22 protein-coding genes are annotated in these 25,925 nt (G+C 62.5%); 14 read left to right on the top strand and 8 right to left on the bottom strand.

Annotation, left to right across the window (positions count from 1 at the left end; all coding sequences use genetic code 11):
• Window positions 1–240: 240 nt before the first annotated feature.
• Together purD and B1C78_RS12700 are read left to right on the top strand one after the other, a co-directional pair.
• On the top strand, window positions 241–1,533 hold the full coding sequence (purD, locus tag B1C78_RS12705; RefSeq protein WP_077279544.1) for a phosphoribosylamine--glycine ligase: 1,293 nt from the start codon (window positions 241–243) through the stop codon (window positions 1,531–1,533).
• Between the two features lie 88 nt (window positions 1,534–1,621).
• Window positions 1,622–4,096 carry a glycogen/starch/alpha-glucan phosphorylase gene (locus B1C78_RS12700; protein ID WP_077279543.1) on the top strand — a complete coding sequence of 825 codons (2,475 nt, stop codon included), beginning with the start codon at window positions 1,622–1,624 and terminating at the stop codon, window positions 4,094–4,096.
• A gap of 167 nt (window positions 4,097–4,263) precedes the next feature.
• On the opposite strand, the gene rho is transcribed toward B1C78_RS12700, so the two are convergent.
• A complete protein-coding gene (rho, locus tag B1C78_RS12695; protein ID WP_077279542.1) occupies window positions 4,264–5,523 on the bottom strand; it encodes a transcription termination factor Rho in 1,260 nt (419 codons plus the stop codon).
• A gap of 215 nt (window positions 5,524–5,738) precedes the next feature.
• Entirely contained in the window at window positions 5,739–6,065 is a 327-nt protein-coding gene (gene trxA, locus B1C78_RS12690) for a thioredoxin TrxA (RefSeq protein ID WP_077279541.1), read from the bottom strand.
• 152 nt (window positions 6,066–6,217) lie between these two features.
• Between trxA and rhlB the strand changes: the two genes are divergently transcribed.
• Both rhlB and B1C78_RS12680 read left to right on the top strand, forming a co-directional pair.
• The gene (rhlB, locus tag B1C78_RS12685) at window positions 6,218–7,504 is read left to right on the top strand and encodes an ATP-dependent RNA helicase RhlB (RefSeq protein ID WP_077279540.1); all 1,287 of its coding nucleotides are present in this window, start codon (window positions 6,218–6,220) and stop codon (window positions 7,502–7,504) included.
• 370 nt (window positions 7,505–7,874) lie between these two features.
• Window positions 7,875–9,086, top strand: a complete 1,212-nt coding sequence (locus B1C78_RS12680; protein WP_077279539.1) for a 6-phosphofructokinase — start codon at window positions 7,875–7,877, stop codon at window positions 9,084–9,086.
• Between the two features lie 162 nt (window positions 9,087–9,248).
• Here the strand turns inward: B1C78_RS12680 and adk are convergent, their stop codons facing one another.
• Window positions 9,249–9,908 carry an adenylate kinase gene (gene adk, locus B1C78_RS12675; protein WP_077279538.1) on the bottom strand — a complete coding sequence of 220 codons (660 nt, stop codon included), beginning with the start codon at window positions 9,906–9,908 and terminating at the stop codon, window positions 9,249–9,251.
• Between the two features lie 485 nt (window positions 9,909–10,393).
• On the opposite strand from adk, the gene sat reads away from it, so the two are divergent.
• The 6 genes from sat (at window position 10,394) to B1C78_RS12645 (ending at window position 16,007) form a co-directional block, all read left to right on the top strand.
• Window positions 10,394–11,602, top strand: coding sequence for a sulfate adenylyltransferase (sat, locus tag B1C78_RS12670; RefSeq protein WP_077279537.1), 1,209 nt, complete (start codon window positions 10,394–10,396; stop codon window positions 11,600–11,602).
• 175 nt (window positions 11,603–11,777) lie between these two features.
• A complete protein-coding gene (locus tag B1C78_RS12665) occupies window positions 11,778–12,569 on the top strand; it encodes an adenylyl-sulfate reductase (RefSeq protein WP_077279546.1) in 792 nt (263 codons plus the stop codon).
• Between the two features lie 39 nt (window positions 12,570–12,608).
• Window positions 12,609–13,091, top strand: coding sequence for an adenylyl-sulfate reductase subunit beta (gene aprB, locus B1C78_RS12660; protein ID WP_077279536.1), 483 nt, complete (start codon window positions 12,609–12,611; stop codon window positions 13,089–13,091).
• Window positions 13,091–14,962, top strand: a complete 1,872-nt coding sequence (aprA, locus tag B1C78_RS12655; protein WP_077279535.1) for an adenylyl-sulfate reductase subunit alpha — start codon at window positions 13,091–13,093, stop codon at window positions 14,960–14,962. Before aprB ends, aprA begins: the two co-directional genes overlap by 1 nt.
• 163 nt (window positions 14,963–15,125) lie before the next feature.
• A complete protein-coding gene (locus B1C78_RS12650) occupies window positions 15,126–15,476 on the top strand; it encodes a hypothetical protein (RefSeq protein ID WP_077279534.1) in 351 nt (116 codons plus the stop codon).
• Between the two features lie 6 nt (window positions 15,477–15,482).
• Complete coding sequence (locus tag B1C78_RS12645) at window positions 15,483–16,007, top strand: FKBP-type peptidyl-prolyl cis-trans isomerase (protein WP_077279533.1); 525 nt, start codon at window positions 15,483–15,485, stop codon at window positions 16,005–16,007.
• 38 nt (window positions 16,008–16,045) lie between these two features.
• Here the strand turns inward: B1C78_RS12645 and B1C78_RS12640 are convergent, their stop codons facing one another.
• Window positions 16,046–16,684: a hypothetical protein gene (locus B1C78_RS12640; protein ID WP_077279532.1), complete on the bottom strand. Its 639-nt coding sequence runs from the start codon at window positions 16,682–16,684 to the stop codon at window positions 16,046–16,048.
• 149 nt (window positions 16,685–16,833) lie between these two features.
• Here B1C78_RS12640 and B1C78_RS17660 point away from each other — a divergent pair, with 149 nt between their 5' ends.
• Window positions 16,834–17,151: a hypothetical protein gene (locus tag B1C78_RS17660; RefSeq protein ID WP_175628303.1), complete on the top strand. Its 318-nt coding sequence runs from the start codon at window positions 16,834–16,836 to the stop codon at window positions 17,149–17,151.
• Here B1C78_RS17660 and B1C78_RS12630 read toward each other — a convergent pair.
• The 4 genes from B1C78_RS12630 to B1C78_RS12615 all read right to left on the bottom strand — a co-directional run bounded on the left by B1C78_RS12630 (window position 17,114) and on the right by B1C78_RS12615 (window position 20,348).
• Window positions 17,114–18,136, bottom strand: a complete 1,023-nt coding sequence (locus B1C78_RS12630) for a GNAT family N-acetyltransferase (RefSeq protein WP_077279530.1) — start codon at window positions 18,134–18,136, stop codon at window positions 17,114–17,116. The genes B1C78_RS17660 and B1C78_RS12630 overlap by 38 nt on opposite strands.
• Window positions 18,137–18,203: 67 nt before the next feature.
• Entirely contained in the window at window positions 18,204–18,461 is a 258-nt protein-coding gene (locus tag B1C78_RS12625; protein WP_245795422.1) for a YciI family protein, read from the bottom strand.
• Window positions 18,462–19,165: 704 nt separating this feature from the next.
• A complete protein-coding gene (locus B1C78_RS12620) occupies window positions 19,166–19,768 on the bottom strand; it encodes a CBS domain-containing protein (protein WP_077279528.1) in 603 nt (200 codons plus the stop codon).
• A gap of 64 nt (window positions 19,769–19,832) precedes the next feature.
• A complete protein-coding gene (locus tag B1C78_RS12615; RefSeq protein ID WP_077279527.1) occupies window positions 19,833–20,348 on the bottom strand; it encodes a metallophosphoesterase family protein in 516 nt (171 codons plus the stop codon).
• Window positions 20,349–20,524: 176 nt separating this feature from the next.
• Between B1C78_RS12615 and B1C78_RS12610 the strand changes: the two genes are divergently transcribed.
• Genes B1C78_RS12610 through B1C78_RS12600 form a run of 3 tightly spaced genes read left to right on the top strand, consistent with a single transcriptional unit; the run spans window position 20,525 to window position 25,169 of the window.
• Complete coding sequence (locus B1C78_RS12610; protein ID WP_077279526.1) at window positions 20,525–23,434, top strand: molybdopterin oxidoreductase family protein; 2,910 nt, start codon at window positions 20,525–20,527, stop codon at window positions 23,432–23,434.
• Complete coding sequence (locus B1C78_RS12605; RefSeq protein ID WP_077279525.1) at window positions 23,431–24,162, top strand: 4Fe-4S dicluster domain-containing protein; 732 nt, start codon at window positions 23,431–23,433, stop codon at window positions 24,160–24,162. The genes B1C78_RS12610 and B1C78_RS12605 overlap by 4 nt, the downstream gene beginning before the upstream one ends.
• Window positions 24,163–24,185: 23 nt before the next feature.
• Window positions 24,186–25,169, top strand: coding sequence for a dimethyl sulfoxide reductase anchor subunit family protein (locus B1C78_RS12600; protein WP_077279524.1), 984 nt, complete (start codon window positions 24,186–24,188; stop codon window positions 25,167–25,169).
• Window positions 25,170–25,925: the final 756 nt, after the last annotated feature.

Raw genomic sequence — 25,925 nt, 5'->3', positions numbered from 1 at the left:
ATCGCCGCAGCCGACGAACACGGCATCGCCATGGTGTTCACGGGGATGCGTCATTTCCGGCACTGAGCGTACTGCGGCGATCAACGCAGAGGGCGCAGAGACGCGGAGGGCGCAGAGAAATGCGGAATGAAACAGGCAACTAGATGCCTCCCGTTCCAATCTCTCTGCGTTCTCCGCGTCTCTGCGCCCTCTGCGTCAAACTCCCATGTTCATGAACGCAACCCGTAGAGAGGCACAGCGGTGAAGGTATTGGTGATTGGTGGAGGTGGGCGCGAGCATGCGCTGGCCTGGAAGCTGACGCAGTCGCCGCGGGTGGAGACGGTGTACGTGGCCCCGGGCAACGCGGGGACGGCGCTGGAGCCCCGCTGCGCGAACGTGGACGTGGACATCGCCGACCTGCCGGCGCTCGTGCATTTTGCACAGACACAGGGCGTGGACCTGACCGTGGTGGGCCCTGAGGCGCCGCTGGTGGCCGGCGTGGTGGATGCGTTTCGCGAAGCCGGACTGGCCATCTTCGGACCCACGGCGGCCGCCGCCCAGCTCGAGGGCTCCAAGGCCTTCAGCAAGGACTTCCTGGCGCGCCACGACATCCCCACCGCCGCCTACGCCAACTTCACCGACCTGGACGAGGCCCTGGCCTATATCCGCGAGCGGGGCGCTCCCATCGTGGTCAAGGCGGACGGTCTGGCCGCCGGCAAGGGCGTGATCCTCGCGCAGAGCGTCGAGCAGGCCGAGGCCGCCGCACGCGACATGCTCGCCGGCAATGCCTTCGGCGAGGCCGGGCACCGGGTCGTGATCGAGGAATGGCTCACCGGCGAAGAGGCCAGCTTCATCTGCATGGTGGACGGGGAGCACATCCTTCCGATGGCCAGCTCACAGGATCACAAGGCCCGCGACGAGGGCGACAAGGGGCCCAACACCGGCGGCATGGGAGCCTACTCCCCGGCGCCGGTGGTCACGCCGGAGATCCACGCGCGCATCATGCGCGAGGTCATGGAGCCCACCGTGCGCGGCATGGCGGCCGAGGGGCGCCCCTATACCGGATTTCTCTATGCCGGTGTGATGATCAGCGCCGACGGCACCCCTAAGGTGCTGGAATTCAACTGCCGCTTTGGCGACCCGGAGACCCAGCCCATCCTGATGCGTCTGCGCTCCGACCTGGTGGACCTGCTCGAGGCAGCTCTGGAGGGGCGCCTGGACAGGGTCGAGGCCGAATGGGATCCGCGGGCGGCACTGGGCGTGGTTCTGGCTGCAGGGGGTTATCCGGGCAGCTATCGCAAGGGCGACGTGATCGATGGGTTGCCGACACAGGACCCTCCTGATGCCAAGGTCTTTCACGCGGGCACCGTTCACCGGGACGGCGCCCTGCGCACCGCGGGCGGGCGTGTGCTCTGCGTGGTGGGACTGGGTGGCACGGTCGCGCAGGCCCGGGAGCGGGCCTACGCCCTGTCGGATAAGATTCATTGGGAGGGCGTATACTGTCGACGCGACATCGGCTACCGGGCCGTGGCCCGGGAACAGGGCCGGGCATGACCGGGAATACCCACAGTCTGGCACTCGTCTTGCATCATATTTGGGCGATGTAGAGCAGCCCACCTTCTGCCGATCGCGGTAAAAACTTATGGCTATTGCTGACATATTGCACGAACTGGAACACCACCCCCGCCCCTGCGACAAGGAGGGGCTGAAGAAGTCCATTCGCGACGCCCTGATCCATCAGGCAGGCAAGGACCCGCTGGAGGCCACGCCCCGAGACTGGCTTGAAGCGGTGTCATACGCCATTCGCGAACGCCTCATCGAACGGCGCATGTTCACACAGCGCCTGTTCAACAGGGAGCACGTCAAGCGCGTCTACTACCTGTCCATGGAGTACCTGATCGGGCGGATGCTGATCAACAGCCTCCTGAACCTGGGCTTCTACGAGGCCTGCCGGGAAGCGCTCTCGGAGATGGGGGTGGACCTGCTGGGGATCGCGGAACTGGAACCCGATGCGGCGCTGGGCAACGGCGGCCTGGGGCGTCTGGCCGCCTGCATTCTGGACTCCATGGCCAGCCAGTGCATGCCGGGCTACGGCTATGGCATCCGTTACGAGTACGGCATGTTCCAGCAGCAGATCGAGAACGGACAGCAGATCGAGCACCCGGACAACTGGCTGCGCTACGGCAATAACTGGGAGTTTCCGCGGCCGGAGAAGATCTACCGCGTGCGTTTCTACGGCCGCGTGGTGACGCACCGCGACAACGGCAACCTGCGTCACCACTGGCAGGACTGCGAAGAGGTCATCGCCATGGCCTACGACCACCCCACCCCGGGCTATGGCAACAAAAACGTCAATAATCTGCGCCTCTGGGCCGCCAAGTCCACGCGCGACTTCGACCTGAACTACTTCAACGAAGGCGACTACATCGGGGCCATCCAGAAAAAGGCCGAGTCAGAGACCATCTCCATGGTGCTCTACCCCAACGACGCCACCGCCATCGGCCGGGAACTGCGGCTCAAGCAGGAGTACTTCTTCGTCTCCGCATCCATCCAGGACGTCCTCGACCACCATGAGGAAATGGGTTACCGGATCACGGAACTGCCCGACAAGGTCGCATTGCAATTGAACGACACCCACCCGGCCATCGCGGTGGCCGAGCTGATGCGCCTGCTGCTGGACAAATACCAGCTGCCCTGGATGAGTGCCTGGGAAATCACCAAGGCCGTGTTCGGCTACACCAATCACACGCTGCTGCCCGAGGCGCTGGAGACCTGGCCTGTGGAGGTGATGGAGCGCGTGCTGCCGCGGCACATGCAGATCATCTACGACATCAACTTCCACTTCCTCAACGAGGTGCGCCATACCTTTCCCGGCGACACGGAGGTCATAAAGCGCCTGTCCATCATCGACGAGGAGCACGGCCGCCAGGTGCGCATGGCGCATCTGGCCGTGGTGGGCAGCCACAAGATCAACGGTGTGGCGGCGCTGCACACGAAGCTTCTGGAAAGCACGCTCTTCCACGATTTCTATCGCCTGTGGCCGGAACGGTTCGTGAGCATCACCAACGGCATCACCCCCCGGCTCTGGCTGCACCAGGCCAACCCTGCCCTGTGTGCGCTGATCAGTGAACACATCGGGCGGGACTGGGTCATGGACCTGTCGCAGCTCCGGGCGCTGGAGTCGTTCGCCGACGACCCGAAGTGCCGCGAGGAATTCAGGGCCGTCAAGGAGGCCAACAAGCGCCGCCTGGCGGATCTGGTGCTGGAGCGCACGGGCATTCGCATCGATCCGAATGCCATGTTCGACGTGCAGGTGAAACGCATCCACGAGTACAAGCGCCAGCTGCTCAACATCCTGCACGTGATCGCCTTTTACAACCGCATCCGGCGAGGTGAGGCCGGTGATCAGACCAAACGGGTGGTGCTGTTCGGCGGCAAGGCGGCGCCATCCTACGTACGGGCGAAACAGGTCATACGACTGATCAACGACGTGGCGGACTTGATCAATCACGACCCCATGGTCAACGATCGGCTGAAGGTGGTGTTCTTCCCCAACTATGACGTAAGCGCCGCCACCGTGATCATCCCGGCCGCTGACCTCTCCGAGCAGATTTCCACCGCGGGCATGGAGGCCTCCGGGACGGGCAACATGAAACTCGCCCTGAACGGCGCGCTCACCATCGGCACCCTGGACGGGGCCAACGTGGAGATCCGCGATGCCGTCGGGGAAGAGAACATGTTCATCTTCGGACTCACGGCCGAGGAAGTGGCCGAGACCCGGGCCCGGGGATACCGCCCTCGCGAGTGCTACCAGGAGAACGCGGAACTGAAGGAGGTGCTGAACATGATCGGCTCCGGCTTCTTCACGCCGGATGATCCCGCGCGCTATGGCGACCTGGTCGACGATCTGCTGAACAACGACGCCTTCCTGGTGCTGGCGGACTTTGCAGCCTACGTCCAGGCCCAGGAACAGGTGGATGCCCTCTATACGGACCGCGAGGACTGGACGCGCCGCGCCATGCTCAACACCGCCCGCATGGGGTATTTCTCCATCGACCGGACGGTGCAGCAATACGCGGAAGAGGTCTGGGGCGTAGTGCCCGAATGCTGGATATAAGGCGCCTGTCGGCGCCAGAGGCAAGATTCAAGAGACAAGAGGCAAGAAAACCCGGAGCTCTCCACGTCCCGCAGATCATGATCAGAAACACGAAAGGCCGGTGAAAACCGGCCTTTCGTGTTCTACAACTTGCCTCTTGTCTCTTGTATCTTGACTCTGGCGCCTTCCTAGCTCCGCTTCATCATATCGAAGAACTCGCTGTTCACCTTGGTGGACTGCAGACGGCTGAGCAGGAACTCGATGGCCTCCAGTTCGTCCATGGAGTGGAGGAACTTGCGCAGGATCCAGAGTTTCTGGAGTTCGTCCGGGTCGGTGAGGAGTTCTTCGCGGCGGGTGCCGGAGCGGTTGATGTTGATGGCGGGGTAGGTACGTTTCTCGGCGATGCGGCGGTCCAGGTGGATCTCCATGTTGCCGGTGCCCTTGAATTCCTCGTAGATCACCTCGTCCATCTTGGAGCCGGTATCCACCAGGGCGGTGGCGAGGATGGTCAGGCTGCCCCCCTCCTCGATGTTGCGGGCCGCCCCGAAGAAGCGCTTGGGCCGGTGCAGGGCGTTGGCGTCCACGCCGCCGGTGAGCACCTTGCCAGAGGACGGCACCACGGTGTTGTAGGCGCGCGCCAGGCGCGTGATGGAGTCCAGAAGGATCACCACGTCACGCTTGTGCTCCACCAGGCGCTTGGCCTTCTCGATGACCATCTCCGCCACCTGAACATGCCGGCTGGCGGGCTCATCGAAGGTGGACGAGACCACCTCCCCCTGCACCATGCGTGCCATCTCGGTCACTTCCTCGGGGCGCTCGTCGATGAGCAGTACGATCAAGTAGCAGTCGGGATAGTTGGTGGTGATGCTCTGGGCGATGTTCTGCAGCATCAGGGTCTTGCCGGCCTTGGGTGGGGAAACGATCAGGCCGCGCTGCCCCATGCCGAAGGGGGCGACGATGTCGATCACCCGGGCCGTGATATCCTCGGTGCTGCCGTTACCCCGTTCCATGCGCATGCGCTCGCTGGCATGCAGGGGGGTCAGGTTCTCGAACAGGACCTTGTTCTTGGCGTTCTCCGGCGCCTCGAAGTTGATCTGGTCCACCTTGAGGAGCGCAAAGTACCGTTCCCCCTCCTTGGGCGGCCGGATCTTGCCGGCGATGGTGTCGCCGGTGCGCAGGCTGAACCGCCGGATCTGCGAGGGCGAGACGTAGATGTCGTCGGGCCCAGCCAGGTAGGAACTGTCCGCCGAGCGCAGGAAGCCGAAGCCGTCCTGCAGGATCTCCAGCACGCCGTCCCCGAAGATGTCCTCTCCGTTCTTGGCATGGGCCTTGAGCATGGCAAAGATGATGTCCTGCTTGCGGGACCGTGCCATGCCCTCGATTTTCATCGATTGGGCGAGTTCAATGAGTTCGGATGCGGATTTGCGCTTCAGTTCGGTCAGGTTCATGCGTGTCTGGACGTCGGATGGCGGACAGGGAGGGTTACAGGCGTACGGGACGTGCCCTGGGGACAGCCGGATAAAGCTGGAAACTCGGTTTGGGAAAGCATCGGTCGCCAGAACGACGGCCGAGGTCTGATCATCGTTATCTCGTGTACGTTAGCACTTCGGGGCGGGAACGTCCAGCCGGGGGCGACCAACTGCCCGGACCGGCGCCCAAACGGTCAGATATTCTGGTCAAGGAAGGCGGTCAGCTGGGACTTGGACAGGGCGCCCACCTTGGTGGCCTCCACGTTGCCGCCCTTGAACAACATGAGGGTGGGAATGCCGCGGATGCCGTACTTGGGGGGCGTGCCCGGGTTCTCGTCGATGTTAAGCTTGGCCACCTTGAGCTTGTCGCCGTACTCGCTGGCGATCTCGTCCAGGATCGGGGCAATCATCTTGCACGGACCGCACCACTCAGCCCAGTAGTCCACCAGCACCGGCTGCTCGGCCTTGAGCACCTCGTCCTCGAAACTGGCATCAGTCACATGATGGATGTTTTCACTCACAACGGTTGACCTCCGGTTAGAATAGATGCGGGGCGTGCAATCCGAGCGGCCCCGGGCCGGATATTCAAGGACCGGCCGGTCACGGCGGATATTGGGCCAATTGGAGCCCATTCCGCCCACCATTTCAAGCCCACCCCAGAGCCCTGAACCACATGACGGACACACATCTATCGGACACCACCTTCAGCAAGTTTGATCTGCCCGAGCCCGTACGACAGGGCATCGAGGAAGCCGGCTTCACCCGCTGTACCCACATCCAGGCACTGGCGCTGCCCATTGCGCTGGCGGGCCGCGACGTGGCCGGCCAGGCCCAGACCGGCACCGGCAAGACGGCGGCGTTCCTGATCGCCACCTTCAACCGCCTCCTGCGTCACCCGCCGGACCCCCAGCGCCGCCCCAACCAGATCCGCGCCCTGATTCTCGCGCCCACCCGGGAGCTGGCCATTCAGATCCACAAGGATGCCGTGCTGCTCGGCAAGCACACCGGGCTCAAGCTCGGCCTGGCCTACGGCGGCACGGACTACGACAAGCAGCGCCAGCAGCTGGCCGACGGCGTGGACATCCTGATCGGCACGCCAGGACGCATTATCGACTACTTCAAACAAAAGGTGTTTGACATGAAGCATGTCGAGGTGATGGTCCTGGACGAGGCGGACCGCATGTTCGACCTGGGCTTCATCAAGGACATCCGCTTCCTGCTGCGGCGCATGACCCCGCCCGCGGAACGCCAGTCCATGCTGTTCTCGGCCACCCTGTCGCACCGGGTGATGGAGTTGGCCTTCGAGCACATGAACGACCCGGAGAAGGTTCAGACCGAGGACGAACAGGTGACCGCCGAGCGGGTGCGCCAGGTGATCTACTATCCGGCCAACCCGGAGAAGATCCCCCTGCTGCTGGGCCTCTTGAAGCGCCTCGGCCCGAGCCGCTCCATGGTGTTCGTCAACACCAAGCACATGGCGGACAAGCTCGACGCCTGGCTCCGCGGCAACGGCATCAAGGCCCGGGTGCTTTCTGGTGACGTGCCTCAGCAGAAGCGCCAGCGGCTGCTCAAGCAGTTCGAGGACAACGAGTTCGACGTGCTGGTGGCCACCGACGTGGCGGCCCGCGGCCTGCACATCCCCGATGTGTCTCATGTATTCAACTTCGACCTGCCCCAGTCGGGCGAGGATTACGTGCACCGCATCGGGCGCACCGGCCGCGCCGGCGCCGAGGGCGACGCCATCAGCTTCGCCTGCGAGGCCTCCGCCTTCACCCTGCCCGAGATCGAGCAATACATCGGCTTCAAGATCGACTCCGAGGCCATCGACCGTTCCCTGCTGGTCGATCCCGCCCCGCCGGCCAAACGGGAAGTGCGACAGCCGCCGGGCGGTCGGGCGCGCGGGGGCCGTGGCGACCCCTCACGGCGCGGCGGCCCTCCGCGGCGCAGGCGCAGCGGTTGAAAAGCAGTGGCAAGTGGCAAGTCTCAAGTGGCAAGGGAAACCAACGTCACCCTGATGCTCAAACTTTGGGCGTCCTGCCCTCCACCCATCGGGCCAGCCTGTCGGCTGTTCAAATGCGCTCCCGGCGGATTGGTCCTGAGGGGGAGGGCCGGGGTGGTTTCCCTTGCCACTTGAGACTTGCCACTTGCCACTGCCTTTTCACTTGCTGCACTGCACCGAAAACCCAAATTCGCTGGATGACCCCATAGATTTTTCACGGCCTACCCCCTCCCCGGTCGATGACGTATAGTCCCGCGGAGCCTGAATTCAGACACACGGGTCCCAAGGGTATTTGACGACCCCAATCTCAAAGTTGAAGGAGGAGCAAGGAATGGCCAAGAAGGTTCTAGTCGCCCAGGGGGGTGGCCCCACCGCCGTCATCAACCAGTCCATGGTGGGTGCGGTCCTGGAGTCCCGGAAGTTTCGGGACGTACACCTGGTGTACGGCGCCTTTCACGGCGTGCGTGGCATCGTGGACGAGGAGTTCCTGGATCTCACCCGGGAGACCAGCCACAACCTGGAGCTGGTCGCCGAAACGCCGTCGTCCGCGCTGGGCTCCACGCGCGACAAGCCGGATCTCAAGTACTGCCAGGAGATCTTCAAGGTCCTCAAGGCCCACGAGATCGGCTACTTCTTCTACATCGGGGGCAACGACTCCTCGGATACCGTGCGCATCGTCAGCGAGGAGGCCCGCAAGGCCAATTACGACCTGCGCAGCATCCACATCCCTAAGACCATCGACAACGATCTGGTGGAGAACGACCACACCCCGGGTTTCCCCTCGGCTGCCCGCTTCGTGGCCCAGGCCTTCATGGGGGCGAACCTGGACAACTGGGCGCTGCCGGGCGTGTACATCGGGGTCGTCATGGGCCGTCACGCGGGCTTCCTGACCGCCGCCTCCGCGCTGGGCAAGAAGTTCCCCGATGACGGCCCGCACCTGATCTACCTGCCCGAGCGGGTGTTCGATACGGAGAAGTTCCTGGCGGACGTCAAGGCCACCATGGAGCGTTACGGGCGCTGCGTGATCGCCGTGAGCGAGGGCATCCACGACGCCGAAGGCACCCCGATCGCGGTCAAGCTCGCCAAGGAAGTGGAGAAGGACGCGCACGGCAACGTGCAGCTCTCCGGCACCGGGCAGCTGGCCGACATGCTGTGCGACGAGATCAAGAGCAAGCTGGGATACAAGCGTGTGCGCGGCGACACCTTCGGCTACCTGCAGCGCTCCTTCGTGGGCTGCGTCTCCGACGTGGACCAGCGCGAGGCCCGGGAGGTGGGCGAGAAGGCGGTGCAGTTCGCCATGTGGGGCGATTCCGACGGCTCCGTGGTCATCGAGCGCACCGGCTTCTACTCCTCGGACTACCGCCTGGCGCCGCTGGAGGCCGTGGCGGGCAAGACCAAGGTGATGCCCGACGAGTTCATCTCCGACTCGGGCACCGACGTCACCGATGCCTTCCGCCTCTACCTGCGCCCGCTGCTGGGCTCGGGTATGCCCGACGCCTTCCGGCTGCGCCAGAACATGGTGCCGAAGGTGTTGAAGAAGTAGGAAGGGAGAGGTTGGAAGTGGGAAGTGTGAAGGGCCGGCTATTGCCGGCCCTTCTCGTTGGGTGCCTGGGGACGGGGGAGTAAGGTGTGAGGTGAGAGGCGGCAGGTGTAGAGACTGAACGAGCCCCTGTCGCCTCACCCCTCACGCCTACCGACTATCCCCTCACTTCCCTTCCAGGGCCGCGAAGATACGGTCCCGGATCTCCTCCACCGAGCCGATGCCCTCCACCTTCACGCACTTGGGTGCCGCCTCGTCCCCGGTGGCGGCCCACTCGGAGTAGAACTTCACCAGCGGCTTCGTCTGGTCGTGGTAGACGGACAGGCGCTTTCGCACGGTTTCCTCGTTGTCGTCGTCGCGCTGGATGAGGTCTTCGCCCGTGACATCGTCCTTGCCTTCCACCTTGGGCGGGTTGAAGGTCACGTGATAAGTGCGCCCGGAGGCCGGGTGCACCCGCCGGCCGCTCATGCGCTTGATGATCTCCTCATCGGGGACATCCACCTCGACAACGAAGTCCAGCGGAATGCTCTGCCCCCGCAAGGCCTCCGCCTGCGGAATGGTGCGTGGGAACCCGTCGAACAGGTAGCCGTTGGCGCAGTCGGGCTTGAGCAGCCGCTCACGGATCAGCCCGAGGATGATCTCGTCGGAGACCAGGCCGCCGGCATCCATCACCTTCTTGGCCTCGACACCCAGCGGGGTGCCTGCTTTCACCGCAGCGCGCAGCATGTCACCGGTGGAGATCTGGGGGATACCGAACTTCTCCGTGATGTACTGGGCCTGCGTGCCCTTGCCGGCGCCGGGGGCGCCCAGAAGTATCAAACGCATTTCCTAAACCTCCTGTGGATTAACCAACAGCTATAACTTGAGTCTCGTCATCAAAACCGCGTGGGCTCCTGGCGCCAGAGACGGGGATGGTCTAAGGTGCGTGGCCGCGTCAGGGTCTGGCGACTTCACGGCTGATGGGCTATGGTTCTAGGTTGTGCTCGTGCCACGCTGGGCACGGCGCGATGATCGTGGCGCATTCCCGAGGGTCGTACAAGTCAGGATAGTCGACGGCTGGCCCCGGTCAACGAGAATCCACGCACCGGGGAAATCCCAACAAGGGCTGAAGATCAATCACTTGCATACGTGGCGACCCGGCACGCCCCTCCCAATTGGGATATGCATTGATCAGTTCAGCTTATTGAAACATCGAAAATTACGATTCCTAGCCCGGCGCCGGTAGTGCTAGTGTCGCAAGGCTGTGGCCGGAACCTCACATAATTTCTGGTCTTTCAAGAGATTCTCATCTCAAAAGAGGAAAAATACTTATGGCTCTGGTGAATCCACACGGCGGCGGACCGTTGAAACCGCTGTTACTGGAAGGCGAGGCACTGACCAAGGAACAGAAGCGTGCCGAGTCGCTGCCCCGGGTGACTGTCTCCTCCCGTGAGAAGGGAGACATCATCATGCTGGGTCTGGGCGGCTTTACGCCCCTCGACGGCTTCATGAGTCACGCCGACTGGGAAGGTGTCTGCGACGGCATGAAAACCGCCAGCGGCCTGTTCTGGCCCATCCCCATCACGCTTTCCACCGACGAGGGCACCGCCGACGGGATCAAGACGGGCAGCGACATCGCGCTCGTGGACCCCGACAACGGCGAGATCCTCGCCACCATGACCGTCACCGAGAAGTACCAGATCGACAAGGCCCACGAGTGCGCCACGGTGTTCAAGACCACCGATATGGAACACCCGGGCGTGAAGATGGTGATGGAACAGGGCGAAGTCAACCTGGCCGGCCCGGTCAAGGTGCTCTCCCAGGGCGGGTTCCCGGAGAAGTACGGCGAGCTGTTCATGTCGCCCAAGGAGACCCGCGCGCTGTTCGAATCCATGGGCTGGAGCAAGGTGGCCGCGTTCCAGACCCGCAACCCCATGCACCGTTCCCATGAGTACCTGGCCAAGGTGGCCATCGAGACCTGCGACGGCGTGCTGATCCACTCCCTGCTCGGCAACCTCAAGCCCGGCGACATCCCGGCTGACGTACGCGCCAAGGCCATCAACACCCTGGTGGACAACTACTTCGTCAAGAACACCATCGTGCAGGCCGGTTATCCCCTGGACATGCGCTACGCGGGTCCCCGCGAGGCGCTGCTGCACGCGGTGTTCCGCCAGAACTACGGCTGCTCCCACCTGATCGTGGGCCGCGACCACGCAGGAGTGGGCGATTACTACGGCCCGTTCGATGCGCACCACATTTTCGACGAGATCCCCAAGGGTGCCCTGGAGACCCAGGCCCTGAAGATCGACTGGACCTTCTGGTGCTACAAGTGCGGCGGCATGGCTTCTGCGCGTACCTGCCCCCACGAGCCGGAAGACCGCCTGCTCCTGTCGGGCACCAAGCTGCGCAAGGCCCTGTCCGAGGGAGGCGACGTTCCGGCGGAGTTCTCCCGCCCGGAGGTGCTGGCCGTCCTGCGCGAGTACTACGACAACCTCACCGAGAAGGTGGAGGTGAAGCTGTCCGGGCATTCCGCCCGCTAACGGACGTTGGCCGCCGGGTTTCGCTTCAGGCGTTATCGGCGTGCCTCAGGGAATGTAAGAGTGTTAAACGAGATCCGCCTCATTTCATGAGAAACCCGGGATAGGATTAGGAGAGTAGATGATGATTATGACCAACCCGTTCAGTGAGCTTTCCGGATTCATTCCGCCGGCGGCCATGCAGACATACGTCGTGCTGATGATTCTGCTGGTCATTGGCGGAACGATCCTCGATGTCGTTCACAAGAGAAGCGCCAAGTACTTTTTCGAGAATTCGAAGAAGGCGGAGAAGAACGCACGGCGTACCGTGAGCAGCGGCCAGAAGGTCGGGCTTGCCGTTCAGACGGTCGTCGGTGAAGTGCTGACCTCTTCCGAGTTCTCCCACAAGGGTGAGGAACAGCGTCGAATCTCGCACCTTCTCACCATGTACGGATTCATCGTCTTCGTATTGGCCACGGCCGTCCTGATTTTTTCGCACCCCACCGAGGCTTCCGCCGGCATCTGGCCGTTGTTGTGGCACCTGGGTGCACTGAGCCTGGCCGTCGGCGGCTACTGGTTCTGGTTCTTTATCCGCGTGGATGTCTCAGCCGAGGGCAACCCCTGGTACCGCGTGGTACGCGCCGATCTGTTCATCCTGTCCCTGCTGGCGATGGCGACGTTCGGGCTGCTGTGGTCCATCTTCCAGGGCACCACCATCGGCTGGCTGTTCTTCGGATTGTTTGTCGGCGGCAGCACCACCCTGTTCGGAACCGTGTTGTGGTCCAAGTTTGCCCACATGTTCTTCAAGCCCGCAGCTGCCTACCAGAAGAAGATCACCGAGGCCGACGGCTCCCAGGAGAATCTGCCCGACGTGGGTGATCTGACGGATCCCGCCCTGCAGGCACGCTATCCCGACATTCCCGAATACATGGGCACCAACCCGCCCAACATGGGGGCTGGCATCACCCGTGAACCGCCACGCCACTACTAAGTGGTTGCCGTTGAACAACATTTATAGAGAGGACCAACAATGCCAACTTTCGTATATATGACGCGTTGTGACGGCTGCGGAGCCTGTGTTGATATCTGCCCTTCGGACATCATGCATATCGACCCGACCATGCGCCGTGCCTACAACATCGAGCCCAACATGTGCTGGGAGTGCTACTCCTGCGTCAAGGCCTGCCCCCACCACGCGATTGATGTGCGCGGCTATGCGGATTTCGCGCCGCTGGGTCACTCGGTTCGGGTTATCCGTGACGAGGAAAAGGGTGTCATCGCATGGCGCATCAAGTCGCGCAATGGCGAGACAGACCTGAATCTGCTCGCCCCCATCACGACCAAGCCCTGGGGCCAGGAGATTCCCAAACTGGCCGATGTGCCGGCGCCCAGCAAGGAAATGCGGGACAGCCAGCTGCTCTTCAATGAGCCCAAATACATCCGTATGGATGACGGCGGCATCCATACGCTGGAATCCAATGGCCTGAGCATGAAAGCAGGGGTGTACTACTAATGGCATACAAAACAATCGTAGAAGACAACATCGACATCCTGGTCTGCGGTGCGGGCCTGGGTGGTACGGGTGCCGCCTGGGAAGCCCGTTACTGGGGCCAGGACAAGAAGATCGTGATCGCCGAAAAGGCCAACATCGATCGTTCCGGCGCAGTGGCACAGGGCCTCTATGCGATCAACTGCTACATGGGCACCCGCTTCGGTGAGAACAATCCCGAGGACCACGTCCGTTACGCCCGCATCGACCTGATGGGCATGGTCCGCGAGGACCTGCTGTTCGATATGGCGCGTCACGTGGACTCGGCTGTTCACCAGTTCGAAGAGTGGGGCCTGCCGCTGATGCGCAACCCCAAGACGGGCACCTATCAGCGTGAAGGCCGCTGGCAGATCATGATTCACGGTGAGTCCTACAAGCCGATCGTGGCCGAAGCGGCCAAGAAGTCGGCTGACAAGGTCTACAACCGTGTCTGTGTCACCCACCTGCTGATGGATGACTCCAAGGAGAACCGCGTGGCCGGCGCCGTCGGCTTCAACGTGCGCACCGGTGATTACCACGTGTTCAAGTCCAAGGCCGTGATCGTGGCCGCGGGCGGTGCCTCCAACATCTTCAAGCCACGCTCGGTGGGTGAAGGTGCCGGTCGTGTGTGGTACGCGCCGTGGTCTTCTGGCTCTGCCTACGGCCTGATGATCGAGGCCGGTGCGAAGATGACCCAGATGGAAAACCGCATCGTGCTCGCCCGCTTCAAAGACGGGTACGGTCCGGTGGGCGCCTACTTCCTGCACCTCAAGACCTACACGCAGAACGCCTATGGCGAAGAGTACGAGTCCAAGTGGTTCCCCGATCTGCAGAAGATGGTCGGCAAGGAGTATCTGGATCCCGAGGTCTCGCACAGGACCCATCGCCCGATCCCGACCTGTCTGCGCAACCACGCGCTCATCAATGAGGTGAACGCGGGTCGCGGCCCGATCCACATGGTCACCATGGAAGCCTTCCAGGATCCGCACCTCGAGGAGATCGGCTGGCACAACTTCCTGGGCATGACCGTTGGCCAGGCCGTGCTGTGGGCGGCCACCGACGTGAACCCGAAGTATGAGAACCCGGAGCTGACCACCTCCGAGCCCTACGTCATGGGTTCTCATGCCACCGGCTGCGGCGCCTGGTGCTCCGGCCCGGAGGACATCTCTCCTCCCGAGTACTTCTGGGGCTACAACCGCATGACCACTGTCGAGGGTCTGTTCGGTGCCGGCGATGCCGTGGGCGGGACGCCCCATGCCTTCTCCTCCGGTTCCTTCACCGAAGGACGTCTGGCTGCCAAGGCCGCCTGCAAGTACATCGACGACGGCAAGGCCGAGGGCATTCGTGTCTCCCAGGAGCAGATCGACCGCCGCAAGGCCGAGATCTACAAGCCGCTGGAACACTACAAGGTCTACCGAAACGAGATCGTTGCCGGCAGCGTCAACCCCAACTACATCAACCCCCGCCAGGGTCTTGATCGACTGCAGAAGCTGATGGACGAGTACTGCGGCGGCGTGACGGTCAACTACATGACCAACGACAAGCTGCTCAGCATCGGGCTGAAGAAGATGAAGATCCTGGAAGAGGATCTGGAAAAGCTCGCCGCGGAGAACATCCACGAGCTGCTGCGCGCCTGGGAGTTGAAGCACCGCCATCGTACCGCCGAGTCGGTGTTCCACCACACCCTGTTCCGCAAGGAGACGCGCTGGCCCGGGTATTACTACCGGGGTGACGCCCTGAAGCTGGATGACGAGAACTGGCACGTGCTGACAGTTTCCCGTCGCGACCCGGCGACCGGCGAGTACACCATGGAAAAAGCGCCTTGCTACCACATTGTGGACAAGGACGAGCAGTAACGTTCGGCACCAGGGAGGCGTTGGTTACGCCTCCCTGTGTGACTCAATTAAAAAAGACCAACACCATGTTGGTCTTTTTTTTGCCACGCAATGTCGTATTGACCCGGCAACCTGAAGTGAGCAAGCTTTTAGCCAACCGAAGGTTCATTCCAGAGAACATTCCATGAACATTATTGAGAAATCCGACGAGGAGCTCCTGCAGATCGTGCTCCCGATGTGGGATGAATTGATCAAGTACTCCAACAAGGGAAACTACGGAAAGTTCATTCGCAACTTTTCCTATGACCTGCTGCTGGGGCTCAACGAAGTCGAGCTTGGAAAACAGTTCGCCAAGAGCGAACTCACCCGCAGTCTTTCAACGGACTACGACTTTCTTGGCTTCATCCGTCGTGGTGAGCACGTCAGCTGCCTGTTCAGGGTACGCAGCACCAAGAGGGAGGGCGAGTGGCTGGGACGCATGGTCGTCGGCTACGAACGAGGCGAAGTCAAGATCTTCGCGGCATCGGTTTTCTAGGCGAACATGAGCGAAACCATACAAGACAACAAGCTGGTCGAGCTAACCTACGAGGTGCTCGACGAGAAGACCGGGCAGGTCCTGTCAACCGTGGAATTCCCGTTGAGTTACGTGCACGGCGCCGACCGGGTGCTGGCAAAGCAGGTGACGGACGAGCTGGAGGGCCGCTCCGCAGGCGACGTGATCGAAGTCCCCATCGACGGCAATGCGATTTACGGGGCGCGCGACGAAAGCCTGGTGTTTACCGACAGCATCGGGAATGTCCCTGAAGAGTATCGCGAGGTGGGCACCATCATCCTGATGGAGAACGACAAGGGTGAGAGAAAGGAATTCATCGTGACGCGCGTGGATGACAAGACCCTGACCGTCGATGGCAACAACCCGCTCTGCGGCAGGGACCTGTTATTCCGGCTCAAGATTCTGGCCGTAAGGGATGCAACCCCGGAAGAGATCGAGGCAGGCACCAAGGTCGTTGACGGGCCGGATATCGACCCGGATCGCATCTCCCCCATCGGAAACAGCAGCCATTAGGCAACCGTCTTCCCAGGCTGCATGACCCTGTCACGCCGTCAATACGGTGCCCCGCCTGGCCGATCCGACAACAGGGCGCCTACATAGGGCGCGTAGGTCAGGACAGCGCCCTGCCTGAAACCCAGGTCGTTGAACGCGTTGACCACCTGCAACTGAAGGGCTGCACTCCCGGGCTCTTCTCTCAGCGCTTCCATCGCTGTCAGGAACGGCTGGATATCATCGACAGCCAGATAGGTTCTCAGCATCTGAATGGCCTCATCAATCCTTTCGACATCGAGGTCATCCCTGAACTTCGCCGGTCCGTCGTCCACGGCGTCATCAAAATCCGGCGGCTCCTCGTATACGTTCGCCTCGAGCCCTGCGGGCTGCCCGGCAGACCTGATCCCCGCGAAGGCCTGATATTCGTCCAGGGCCCTGCGCTTCAGCGTACTGACGAAGGCATTGAACGCCTCGCTATCGGGTTTTCCCAGGTAGAGCGAAAGCAGCACGTCGCCATTCACCCGGCTGATGAAATTCAGGCAGGAGCGGGTGATCACGGGCTCCGGGTTCAGGACGGTCAGCATGACCGTGAGTTCCACGGCATGCTTGAATGGCGCCTTGCTGCGGACCCTGACGTGGTCGTCGATGATCTCGAATTCCCGAGACCCCTTGAACAGATGCGTTTGTTTGAGCTTCATGACGGCTGACCCGCATATCCCGGCATCACAGACTGTTCCCGCCGGTATCCTGTCGCAGCGGGATGGGCGGGCTAATCAGCGGCCCCGTTGCTGAAAATCTCGCCCACGACATCCGCGACATATTCATGTGTATAGGAGTTTTCTCCGCCGTGAACAAGCTGATCGTCCTCGGTCACAAAGGTCAGGCAGGGTCGGACCTGCACCCCACCCGATTCGATCCTCGCCGTATCGTCAATCGTGCTTGCAACACTGAAGGCAATGTGGGTGGTGAGGTCCTGCAACTCCTTTCCGCGGAGTCCCGCCTGGACGAGTTTGAGTCGTATCTGCTCGATGATTTCGCGGATGAAGAGCTGCTGGAGTTGATCGAACTGATCGGCATCGGTCTTGAGTCGCACTTCGATTTTCCTGAGGTTTTCTTGAGTTTCGATGTCATTTCGAGCCGAGCAGCCACTGTGCCATGCGACTGACTCCGCGCCTAGGTTCTCGCCTGTTGATGCAGTATAGCGCCCATCGCTCCCTGCGCTCGGACATCCAGTCCTGCTTGTAGGCGTCGTTGCCCGTCAGGAAGTCAATTTCGGTGACCCTGTCATGATCGATGACATGCCTCATCAGCCACCGGGTCAGGATCGAACCGGGGGAATAGCGTTTCCAGTCCTCGTCATGGACCAGCTTGAAAATACCGGCCTTGCCATGCGCCACAAACCAGAACTGTGCGGCGATGGGCCTGCCCTCGACATAGAGGATGGCGAGCCTCAGCCAGCCCTGTTCGGACAGACCACGGGCCAGACCTTCGATAAAGTCGCCATAAAGCTCGTTGGCCTTCCAGCTCCGGCGATAGACAGCGTGGTAGTCTGCCATAGCCCTCTGCAGACCACTACCGGTAGCGAGACGAATCGTGTAGCCATGGTCGCGGTCGAGCTTGCGTTCCTTGCGTGCAAGACTGTTGCGCACCCGGGCCGGGCGCGCCGCCATATATTCATCGAATGTCTGCCCCCGGGTGCGGTGAATCCAGTTGTGGAAACGGAACGCCCGCTGGCAGGTGATACCCAGGGACTCCATGGCCTGCTGAAAACAACGCAGGTGCTCGTCATCGCCCGCGATCGGCGCCAGGCGAAGCGAGGCGAAGGGCATCCCGCTCAGGCCCCTGGCCAGACACTCAATGGCCTCCCGTTGCCTGTGCTCGGCAAGCAGCAGCGTGTACAGAGAGGAGTACAGGTGGGTGAGTGCGTACCCGTGCTGGCCGCTGCGCATCTCGAGGGGCAGCAGCGCCAGAATCTGCCCGTCCTCCACTACACAGGCGAGCAGAAGGCGCTGAGGATCGACGGGAGCGTGTCTTAGCAGGTTGTCGAACCAGGTGCGCGAGAAGAAGATACTGTCGCAGGCCGCCCGAGAGTGCAGGACCTCGGCACTCTCAGGCAACTGATTCCAGTCGGCGTAACAAGCGAACTTCATGCCGCTGGAAGGATCCTGGCCTTACCTTGGCGCTTTTGGGAGGCTCTGAGAGACACGACATTGACGGCTAGTTCACCGCCCCACTGCCGCCATCCTGCGAGCCGCCGGAAAGCTCGATCATTTCCGAGACTTCCAGCGTGCCGTTGATCTCCAGGAACGGACAGGCTCTTGCGGCGGCAAGGGCTTCCTCCATGGAGCCCATCTTCAAAATACTCAGTCCGGACATCGCCGAGACCGTCCCGGGGGCCGCAGAACCATCGGGCTGGACCGTATGCGTGTCCTTGAAAGGCACGGCCGGGCTGACGACGGCCTGACCCAGGGACATCAGCCACTGTTGATACTTTTCCAGATGCCTCTGGGCCTCTGCCGGGTCGGAAGGGTACTCCCCTCCGAGATAAACGAATATGAATTGTGGCATGCGGTACCGTCTGCAGATGAGCGTAAGGATTTCGGCTGATCTTAACGTGCTTGCTTCATGGATTCACGGGACAATCCACACCGGTCCGACCCCGGGGACGTGGCGCCCGCCGGGCCTCCACGCCCCCCGGACAGCACGGACGAGCCGAATTTATCTACCCATAAAAAAAGTTACAGTGGCTCCGAGGGTTGCTGGCGGTTGGCGGATTTCTGATATACTTTTGCGCGCATCAATCGACTGTTTTCACCGTGATGGTTTTCAGCTGCGAAAATCTCGCCGCGGCGATCACGACCTCGGAGCATAGGTGACTTATGAGTGGACAAGCCAAGACCAGACCCAAAGTGCCTGAAGGCAAGGCCCGTTTCGTTACGACCCGGCAGAAGGAGCCCAACGAAAAAGGCTTCGTAGGTTACGACACGATCTGGGAATCCTTCCATAAGGTGGCGGAGTACTCCACGCCGAAGCGTCCCTGAGTCTCCGGCTGCCGTTTCGCCTTGTGAGGGGCCATCACACCCCTCATAAGGTTCCGCCTCCCTCCGAACCATCTCCCCCTCATACAGGCAACGTACTGCCGGCTCCATGTGCCCGGCGGGGCGCGCGACCTTTCACTGTCAGTATTCCTTGGCAAGCACCGCCTGGATCTCGGCGAAGGTCTTGGCGACCTCGAAGGTCTGTACCGGCAGGCCCAGCTGACGACCGATCTGGGTCGCGGAGAAGATGCCGCAGATGCGGATCTGGCCGGTGATCGGGTCGGTCTCGGCCACCAATGCATGCTGACGGCCCTGATCCTTGAGCGTGGCGACGATGTCACGCACCTCGGCACGCATCACGTCCCGGATATCGATCAGATCAATGACCTCGCGCGGGGTCATGACGTCGCGCACCTGCAGGTCCTCGAAGCGCCCGCCCTGTTCGTGAACAAGCCGGACCGGGCGCTCGCCCTGAGTGTCGCGCGCCGTGATCAGGCCCACCACCAGGTTGTCCCGGTCCACCACCAGCAGCAGGCGCACGCCCCGGGCGATCATGGTCTGGGTCGCCTCGGCGAGCGTGGCGTCCGGGCGGATTGCGCCCGCGCTCACCTGGCGCAGGCTGGTCATCACCCGGATGGCCGGCGACGTGGCCGACACGCGTTCGTAGGTGCCCGGTTCAACGTACCCCAGACCCGCCGGGGCCTTGAACGGCGGCAGGGGTTTGCGGGAAGTTTCGGCAGTCATTCTGAATACGATCCTCGATCATGGCGGGTGTTCAACCGGCCATCCTTGCGGGCCGCGTCTCCGCTTACTCAGGCGTGTGACGCAACTCGAATTTCATGGTTTCCAGGTCACCCAGTACCCACGTGGCCTCGGGGGCGCCCAGCCCTGCAACTGTGCCCGGATTGACCAGCCAGGTATGGCTGTCGCGTACGGTCACCTGCTGCCGGATCTCGGGTTCGTGGCTGTGGCCACAACACACCAGGTCGAAGTCTCCGGTACAGGCCATCCCGTGGCCGTAATGGGGGTAGTGGGTCACGAAGATCCTGCGCCCCGCCACGGTGAAGTCGGCGTCCAGTCCGTGATAGGTGAACATGCCCTTGGAGTTGTGGGCGATGCGTGCCATGGCGACCGGATCGCCCAGATTGTTGCCATGCACCGCGTGAATGGGCACGCCCAGGGCGAGCGATGCCCTGATCGTATTGCCGCCGATCAGGTCACCGCAGTGGATGACCAGAGCAGCACCCTCGGCGATGGCCGCCTCGATGGCCCTGGCCAGCATCGGGCCCCGATCATGGCTGTCGGAGACGACACAGATCTTCATGTGGAGTATCCGCTATCTTTCACTCTGGTTGGCCTCATTTCGTCCGATTTCATGGGGTTTTCCACACCATTTAATGGCGGGATAAAAACTTCCGACTTGCCAATACGCCTGTATTTTGACGAAAATCAATAAACAAGAATATCCGAATTCTCTAAAGTCGATAGGTTAACCACGACATGCAGCCCAGACAACCCCGCCCCACGTCGGATCCGACGCTTTCCGAGGCGAAACAGCCGGCGCAGGACATCAAGAAGACCACCTGCTACATGTGCGCGTGCCGGTGCGGTATCCGTGTGCACCTGCGCGATGGCGAGATCCGCTACATCGACGGCAACCCGGATCACCCCATCAACAAGGGAGTCATCTGCGCCAAGGGTTCCTCGGGCATCATGAAGCAGTACTCGCCCGCCCGCCTGACACAGCCACTCAAGCGCAAGGAAGGCGCCGAGCGCGGCGATGCTGAGTTCGAGCCCGTTTCGTGGGAGGAGGCATTCTCCACTCTGGCGGAACGTCTTGGCAAGATCCGCAAGACCGATCCGAAGAAGTTCGCCCTGTTCACCGGCCGTGACCAGATGCAGGCCCTGACCGGTCTGTTCGCCAAGCAGTACGGCACCCCCAATTACGCAGCCCACGGCGGTTTCTGCTCCGTGAACATGGCGGCGGGCATGATCTACACCATCGGCGGTTCCTTCTGGGAGTTCGGCGGTCCGGACCTGGAGCGCTCCAGGCTGTTCATCATGCTGGGCACGGCCGAGGACCACCACTCCAATCCGCTCAAGGTGGCCCTCTCCCAGTTCAAGCGCCAGGGCGGACGTTTCATCTCCATCAACCCCGTGCGCACGGGCTATTCCGCTGTCGCGGACGAGTGGGTGCCCATCCGTCCCGGGACTGACGGCGCGCTACTGCTGGCCATCATCCACGAGATCATCGCCCAGGGCCTGTACGACCGCGAATTCCTGGTGCGCTATACCAATGCCGGCCAGCTCATCAACATGGACGAGGCGAGCGACGAGTTCGGCATGTTTCATCGCACCGAGGTGCCCGAGGAGGAAGGCTGCTACGAACCCCAGAACAAGCTCTGGTGGGACCGCAAGACCAACCGGGTCGTGGTCACCCATACCCCGGAGACCGACCCCTACCTGCTGGGCGAATTCAAGCTGGACGACGGCACACCCACCAAGCCCGCCTTCCAGCTGCTCAAGGAACGCGTCGAGGGCTACACGCCCGAGTGGGCCGCCGGCATCACCGGCATCCCCGCCGAGACCATCCGCCGCCTCGCCCATGAGATGGGCGTCACCGCCCGCGACCAGAAGATCGAGCTGCCCATCGCCTGGACCGATTCCTGGGGTGTCGAACACGAGTCCGTGACCGGCAACCCGGTCTCCTTCCATGCCATGCGGGGGCTGGCTGCGCATTCCAACGGTTTTCACACCATCCGCGCGCTGTCGATCCTGATGACGCTGCTCGGCACCATCGACCGCCCGGGCGGCTTCCGCCACAAGGCGCCCTTCCCGCGCCCGATTCCGCCCTGCGCAAGGCCGCCCAGCGACCCGCGTGCCGTGCGGCCCAACACGCCGCTGGACGGCATGCCGCTGGGCTGGCCCGCGGACCCGGACGATCTGTTCGTGGACGACAACGGCGGGCCGGTGCGCATCGACAAGGCGTTTTCCTGGGAGTATCCGCTCTCGGTGCACGGGCTGATGCACAACGCCATCACCAACGCCTGGCGCGGCGATCCCTACCCCATCGACACGCTGATGATCTTCATGGCCAACATGGCCTGGAACTCGACCATGAACACGGTCGAGGTACGCAAAATGCTCAACGACAAGGACGACAACGGCGAGTACAAGATCCCGTTCATCGTCGTGGCCGACGCCTTCCAGTCGGAGATGACCGCGTACGCCGACCTGATCCTGCCGGACACCACGTATCTCGAGCGCCACGACGTGATGTCCATGCTGGACCGTCCCATTTCCGAGTTCGACGGTCCGGTGGACTCCGTGCGCATCCCGGTGGTGCCGCCCAAGGGAGAGTGCAAGCCCTTTCAGGACGTGCTCATCGAACTGGGCACGCGCCTGGGCCTGCCGGCATTCGTCACCGGGGACGGCAAGCGCAAGTACCGCGACTACCCGGACTTCATCGTCAACTACGAGACCGAGCCCGGCTCCGGCATCGGCTTCCTGGCCGGCTGGCGCGGCAAGGGCGGCGAGAAATCCATGCGCGGCGAGCCCAACCCGAACCAGTGGGAGATGTACGCCAAGAACGAATGCGTGTTCCACTACGAGCTGCCCAAGAGCTACCAGTACATGCGCAACTGGAACAAGGGCTACCTGGAGTGGTCGCTCAGGAACCGCGTCACGCGCTACGCGGAACCCATCCTCATTCACATCTACTCCGAAGTGCTGATGCGCTTTCGCGCCGCGGCCCAGGGCAAGGGCCTGTCACGCAAACCGCCCGAGCACCTGCGGGAGCGCGTGGAGACGTACTTCGATCCGCTGCCGTTCTACTACGAGCCGCTGGAGGCTCAGATTACCCCCAAGCAGACCTATCCTCTGGCGGCGATCACGCAGCGGCCCATGGCCATGTACCACTCCTGGGATTCCCAGAACGCCTGGCTGCGTCAGATTCACGCCCACAACGTGTTGTTCGTGAATGCGAAGACGGCGCTGGCCCAAGGCATCCAGGACGAGGACTGGGTCTGGGTGGAGAGTCAGTGGGGCAAGGTGCGCTGCATCGCCAAGCATTCCCAGGCGGTGGAGCCGGGTACCGTATGGACCTGGAATGCCATCGGCAAGGCGGCGGGCGCGTGGAACCTCTCGCCCCGCGCCAACGAGGCGCGCAAGGGCTTCCTGCTCAACCACGTGATCACCGAAGAGTTGCCGACCGACCATGGCACTGTCTCGAATTCCGACCCGGTCACCGGTCAGGCCGGCTGGTATGACGTGCGCGTGCGCATCTACAAGGCCGGCGACAACGAGCCCGCCGAGAGCGCGCCGCAGTTCAAACCCATGAAGCCCTACCCCGGCCAGCCCCTGGCCCAGCGGGTGGTGGCGTATTTCGCGAACAGGGGATCCAGGAAATGACTCAGCTCGCCCTAGTGATCGATCTCAACGTGTGCGTGGGCTGCCACGCCTGCGTGACCAGCTGCAAGGAGTGGAACACCTCCGGCGGCGCCGGTCCGCTGGTGGACAAGAATGCCTACGACGAAGATCCCAGCGGCACCTTCTTCAACCGGGTGCAGACCTTCGAGGTCGGCGAGTTCCCCAGCACGGAGACGGTTCACTTCCCGAAGTCGTGCCTGCACTGCGAAGATCCGCCGTGCGTGCCGGTGTGTCCCACCGGCGCCTCCTACAAGCGCCCCGAGGACGGCATCGTGCTGGTGGACTACGACAAGTGCATCGGCTGCAAGTACTGCTCCTGGGCATGCCCCTACGGCGTGCGCGAGATCGACGAGTCCCGCAAGGAGATGACCAAGTGCACCCTGTGCGTGGACCGCATCTACAACCCGACGCTGGATGAGGCGGACCGCCTGCCGGCCTGCGTGAAGGCCTGCCCCACCAACGCGCGGCTTTACGGCGACATCCATGATCCGGACTCCGTGGTCTCCGTGGCGATCCGCGAGGCGGGCGGCTACCAGCTCATGCCCGAGTGGGGCACCAAGCCGGCCAATCACTACCTGCCCCGACGCAAGACCCGCATCACCATCCGCGACGAGGAACTGGAGCGCAGCGACAATCCGCTCAAGATCGACTCCAAGCTGCCCCGCCCGGGCCGCGACGAGCCCTCCCTCGACGACGTCACCAGCTGGTAACGGACACTACGGACGAACGCATCATGCATCCCGCATTCTCAGTGATCTTTCTCACCACCCTGATCGGCGCCGGACAGGGGCTGTTCATCGCCCTGGCCATCGTCGAGTTCTACGCCGCCCTGCGCCTGCTGCCGGAGCATGCGTCGCATTACTATGCAGCGGGTTCGGCCATCTCGCTGGCGCTGCTGGCCCTGGGGCTGTTCGCCTCGTTCTTCCACCTGGGCCACCCGGAGCGGGCCTGGCGTGCAGCCGCCATGTGGCGCACCTCCTGGTTGTCCCGCGAGGTGATCGTGCTGCCTGTCATGATGGGCATCGCGTTCCTCTACGGCGTGGTGCACCTGATCGGCATCAACCCCGTGCTGTTCTCGCTGCCCGGCAACGTGGCGGTACCGCTGACCCTGCTGCTCGGCATCATCGGGGCACTGGTGGCCGTGGTGCTGTACGTGACCACCGCCATGATCTACGCCTGCCTGCGCTTCCTGCAGGAGTGGCACTCCCCCCTCACCGTGGCCAACTACACCCTGCTGGGCCTGGCGTCGGGCTTCACCCTGGCCGCCGCCCAGGCCGCCTTCATGGCCGTGGAGCTGGTGCACTTCCTGGCCGTGGGCGCCGTGATCTTCACCGTGCTGGGCTTCCTAAGCCGCACCGCCTCGCTGATCCGTAACGCGCGTCTCAAGGCCAAGTCGACGCTGCAGACCGCCACCGGCATCAAGCACCCGACCATCGTGCAGAAGTCGCAGGGCTTCATGGGCGGTTCGTTCAACACCCGGGAGTTCTTCCACGGCATGTCGGAGATGTTCGTCAGGTCGGTGAAGTGGATCTTCCTGGTCGGCGTGTTCCTCATCCCCACCGTGCTGCTGCTCACGGCCATCTTCATGCGCGGCGACGTGTCCACCGTGCTCGCCAGCGCATTCGTCATCCAGTATCTGGGGCTTGTGGCGGAGCGCTGGTTCTTCTTCGCGCAGGCGCGGCATCCGCAGAATCTCTACTATCAGTCGGTGGCGTGAAGAAAAGGGCCTCGCGGCCCTTTTCTTTTGGATGGAAAGGTCTTGGGATTTCTTGTCCGGCGATTGTTTTCCCGGTGGTGGCGTGGCGGGGATGGTCGGGGTGAATGGGACCCATAGGGCGGCCCGTGGCCGCCATTACGTTTGTCCGATCGGGTGTCCGGCCCTTCCTTTAGGCTTAACCCAAAAGATCAGGTGTCCACGAAACGGGGTCAACTCCAGAGGGCGTATCGACCCGACCTTGGTAATTGGTTCAAACGAGATTCAAGATCAAAGGCGTTTCGAACCCCGCTGCGCGGGGCTCGAGTTCCTTTCTTTGCTTGTCCAAAGAAAGGAACCAAAGAAACGACACCCGGATGTCTCGCCCCTTCGGGGTGCCCTGCGCGCGGGGGCGTTGCGGGGGGTCGATCGACAGGCCGTCCGTGGCCTGACGATCGACGCGCCGCATCCGTGCGGCGCCCCTGACGGGCTTTTTCCCCGCAACCCCCCCGTGCTCGGCGAGCCATACGGGGAAACGTCCAAACCCCTTCGATCAGCATGAACGGGATACTGGGTATTGGGGCCTCTGGGTTTCCCTGTGGAGGCCGGCCCTCCGGCCGAACCGGGTTAGGCACGGCGATCTATAAAGGAACCAATATCAACATTGCCCCGATGTCACTCGAAGCGGCGTTGACCTTCTCCCCTATGGCGCACCGAGTAGCGCAGGCTTCGAGGGAAACAGCCCGAAGGGGCGCCGCATGGATGCGGCGCGTCGGCGCT

This window comes from Thioalkalivibrio denitrificans, assembly GCF_002000365.1.
GTDB lineage: Bacteria > Pseudomonadota > Gammaproteobacteria > Ectothiorhodospirales > Ectothiorhodospiraceae > Thioalkalivibrio_A > Thioalkalivibrio_A denitrificans.
This window is presented reverse-complemented; position numbering and strand designations above follow the sequence as displayed.

What these genes read in the sequence shown, in the direction of transcription:
- B1C78_RS12700 (WP_077279543.1), top strand. Translation starts at nt 1,622, where the DNA reads ATGGCTATTGCTGACATATTGCACGAACTGGAACACCACCCCCGCCCC.
- rho (WP_077279542.1), bottom strand. Translation starts at nt 5,523, where the DNA reads ATGAACCTGACCGAACTGAAGCGCAAATCCGCATCCGAACTCATTGAA.
- rhlB (WP_077279540.1), top strand. Translation starts at nt 6,218, where the DNA reads ATGACGGACACACATCTATCGGACACCACCTTCAGCAAGTTTGATCTG.
- B1C78_RS12680 (WP_077279539.1), top strand. Translation starts at nt 7,875, where the DNA reads ATGGCCAAGAAGGTTCTAGTCGCCCAGGGGGGTGGCCCCACCGCCGTC.
- adk (WP_077279538.1), bottom strand. Translation starts at nt 9,908, where the DNA reads ATGCGTTTGATACTTCTGGGCGCCCCCGGCGCCGGCAAGGGCACGCAG.
- sat (WP_077279537.1), top strand. Translation starts at nt 10,394, where the DNA reads ATGGCTCTGGTGAATCCACACGGCGGCGGACCGTTGAAACCGCTGTTA.
- B1C78_RS12665 (WP_077279546.1), top strand. Translation starts at nt 11,778, where the DNA reads ATGCAGACATACGTCGTGCTGATGATTCTGCTGGTCATTGGCGGAACG.
- aprB (WP_077279536.1), top strand. Translation starts at nt 12,609, where the DNA reads ATGCCAACTTTCGTATATATGACGCGTTGTGACGGCTGCGGAGCCTGT.
- aprA (WP_077279535.1), top strand. Translation starts at nt 13,091, where the DNA reads ATGGCATACAAAACAATCGTAGAAGACAACATCGACATCCTGGTCTGC.
- B1C78_RS12650 (WP_077279534.1), top strand. Translation starts at nt 15,126, where the DNA reads ATGAACATTATTGAGAAATCCGACGAGGAGCTCCTGCAGATCGTGCTC.
- B1C78_RS12645 (WP_077279533.1), top strand. Translation starts at nt 15,483, where the DNA reads ATGAGCGAAACCATACAAGACAACAAGCTGGTCGAGCTAACCTACGAG.
- B1C78_RS12640 (WP_077279532.1), bottom strand. Translation starts at nt 16,684, where the DNA reads ATGAAGCTCAAACAAACGCATCTGTTCAAGGGGTCTCGGGAATTCGAG.
- B1C78_RS12630 (WP_077279530.1), bottom strand. Translation starts at nt 18,136, where the DNA reads ATGAAGTTCGCTTGTTACGCCGACTGGAATCAGTTGCCTGAGAGTGCC.
- B1C78_RS12625 (WP_245795422.1), bottom strand. Translation starts at nt 18,461, where the DNA reads ATGTCCCTGGGTCAGGCCGTCGTCAGCCCGGCCGTGCCTTTCAAGGAC.
- B1C78_RS12620 (WP_077279528.1), bottom strand. Translation starts at nt 19,768, where the DNA reads ATGACTGCCGAAACTTCCCGCAAACCCCTGCCGCCGTTCAAGGCCCCG.
- B1C78_RS12615 (WP_077279527.1), bottom strand. Translation starts at nt 20,348, where the DNA reads ATGAAGATCTGTGTCGTCTCCGACAGCCATGATCGGGGCCCGATGCTG.
- B1C78_RS12610 (WP_077279526.1), top strand. Translation starts at nt 20,525, where the DNA reads ATGCAGCCCAGACAACCCCGCCCCACGTCGGATCCGACGCTTTCCGAG.
- B1C78_RS12605 (WP_077279525.1), top strand. Translation starts at nt 23,431, where the DNA reads ATGACTCAGCTCGCCCTAGTGATCGATCTCAACGTGTGCGTGGGCTGC.
- B1C78_RS12600 (WP_077279524.1), top strand. Translation starts at nt 24,186, where the DNA reads ATGCATCCCGCATTCTCAGTGATCTTTCTCACCACCCTGATCGGCGCC.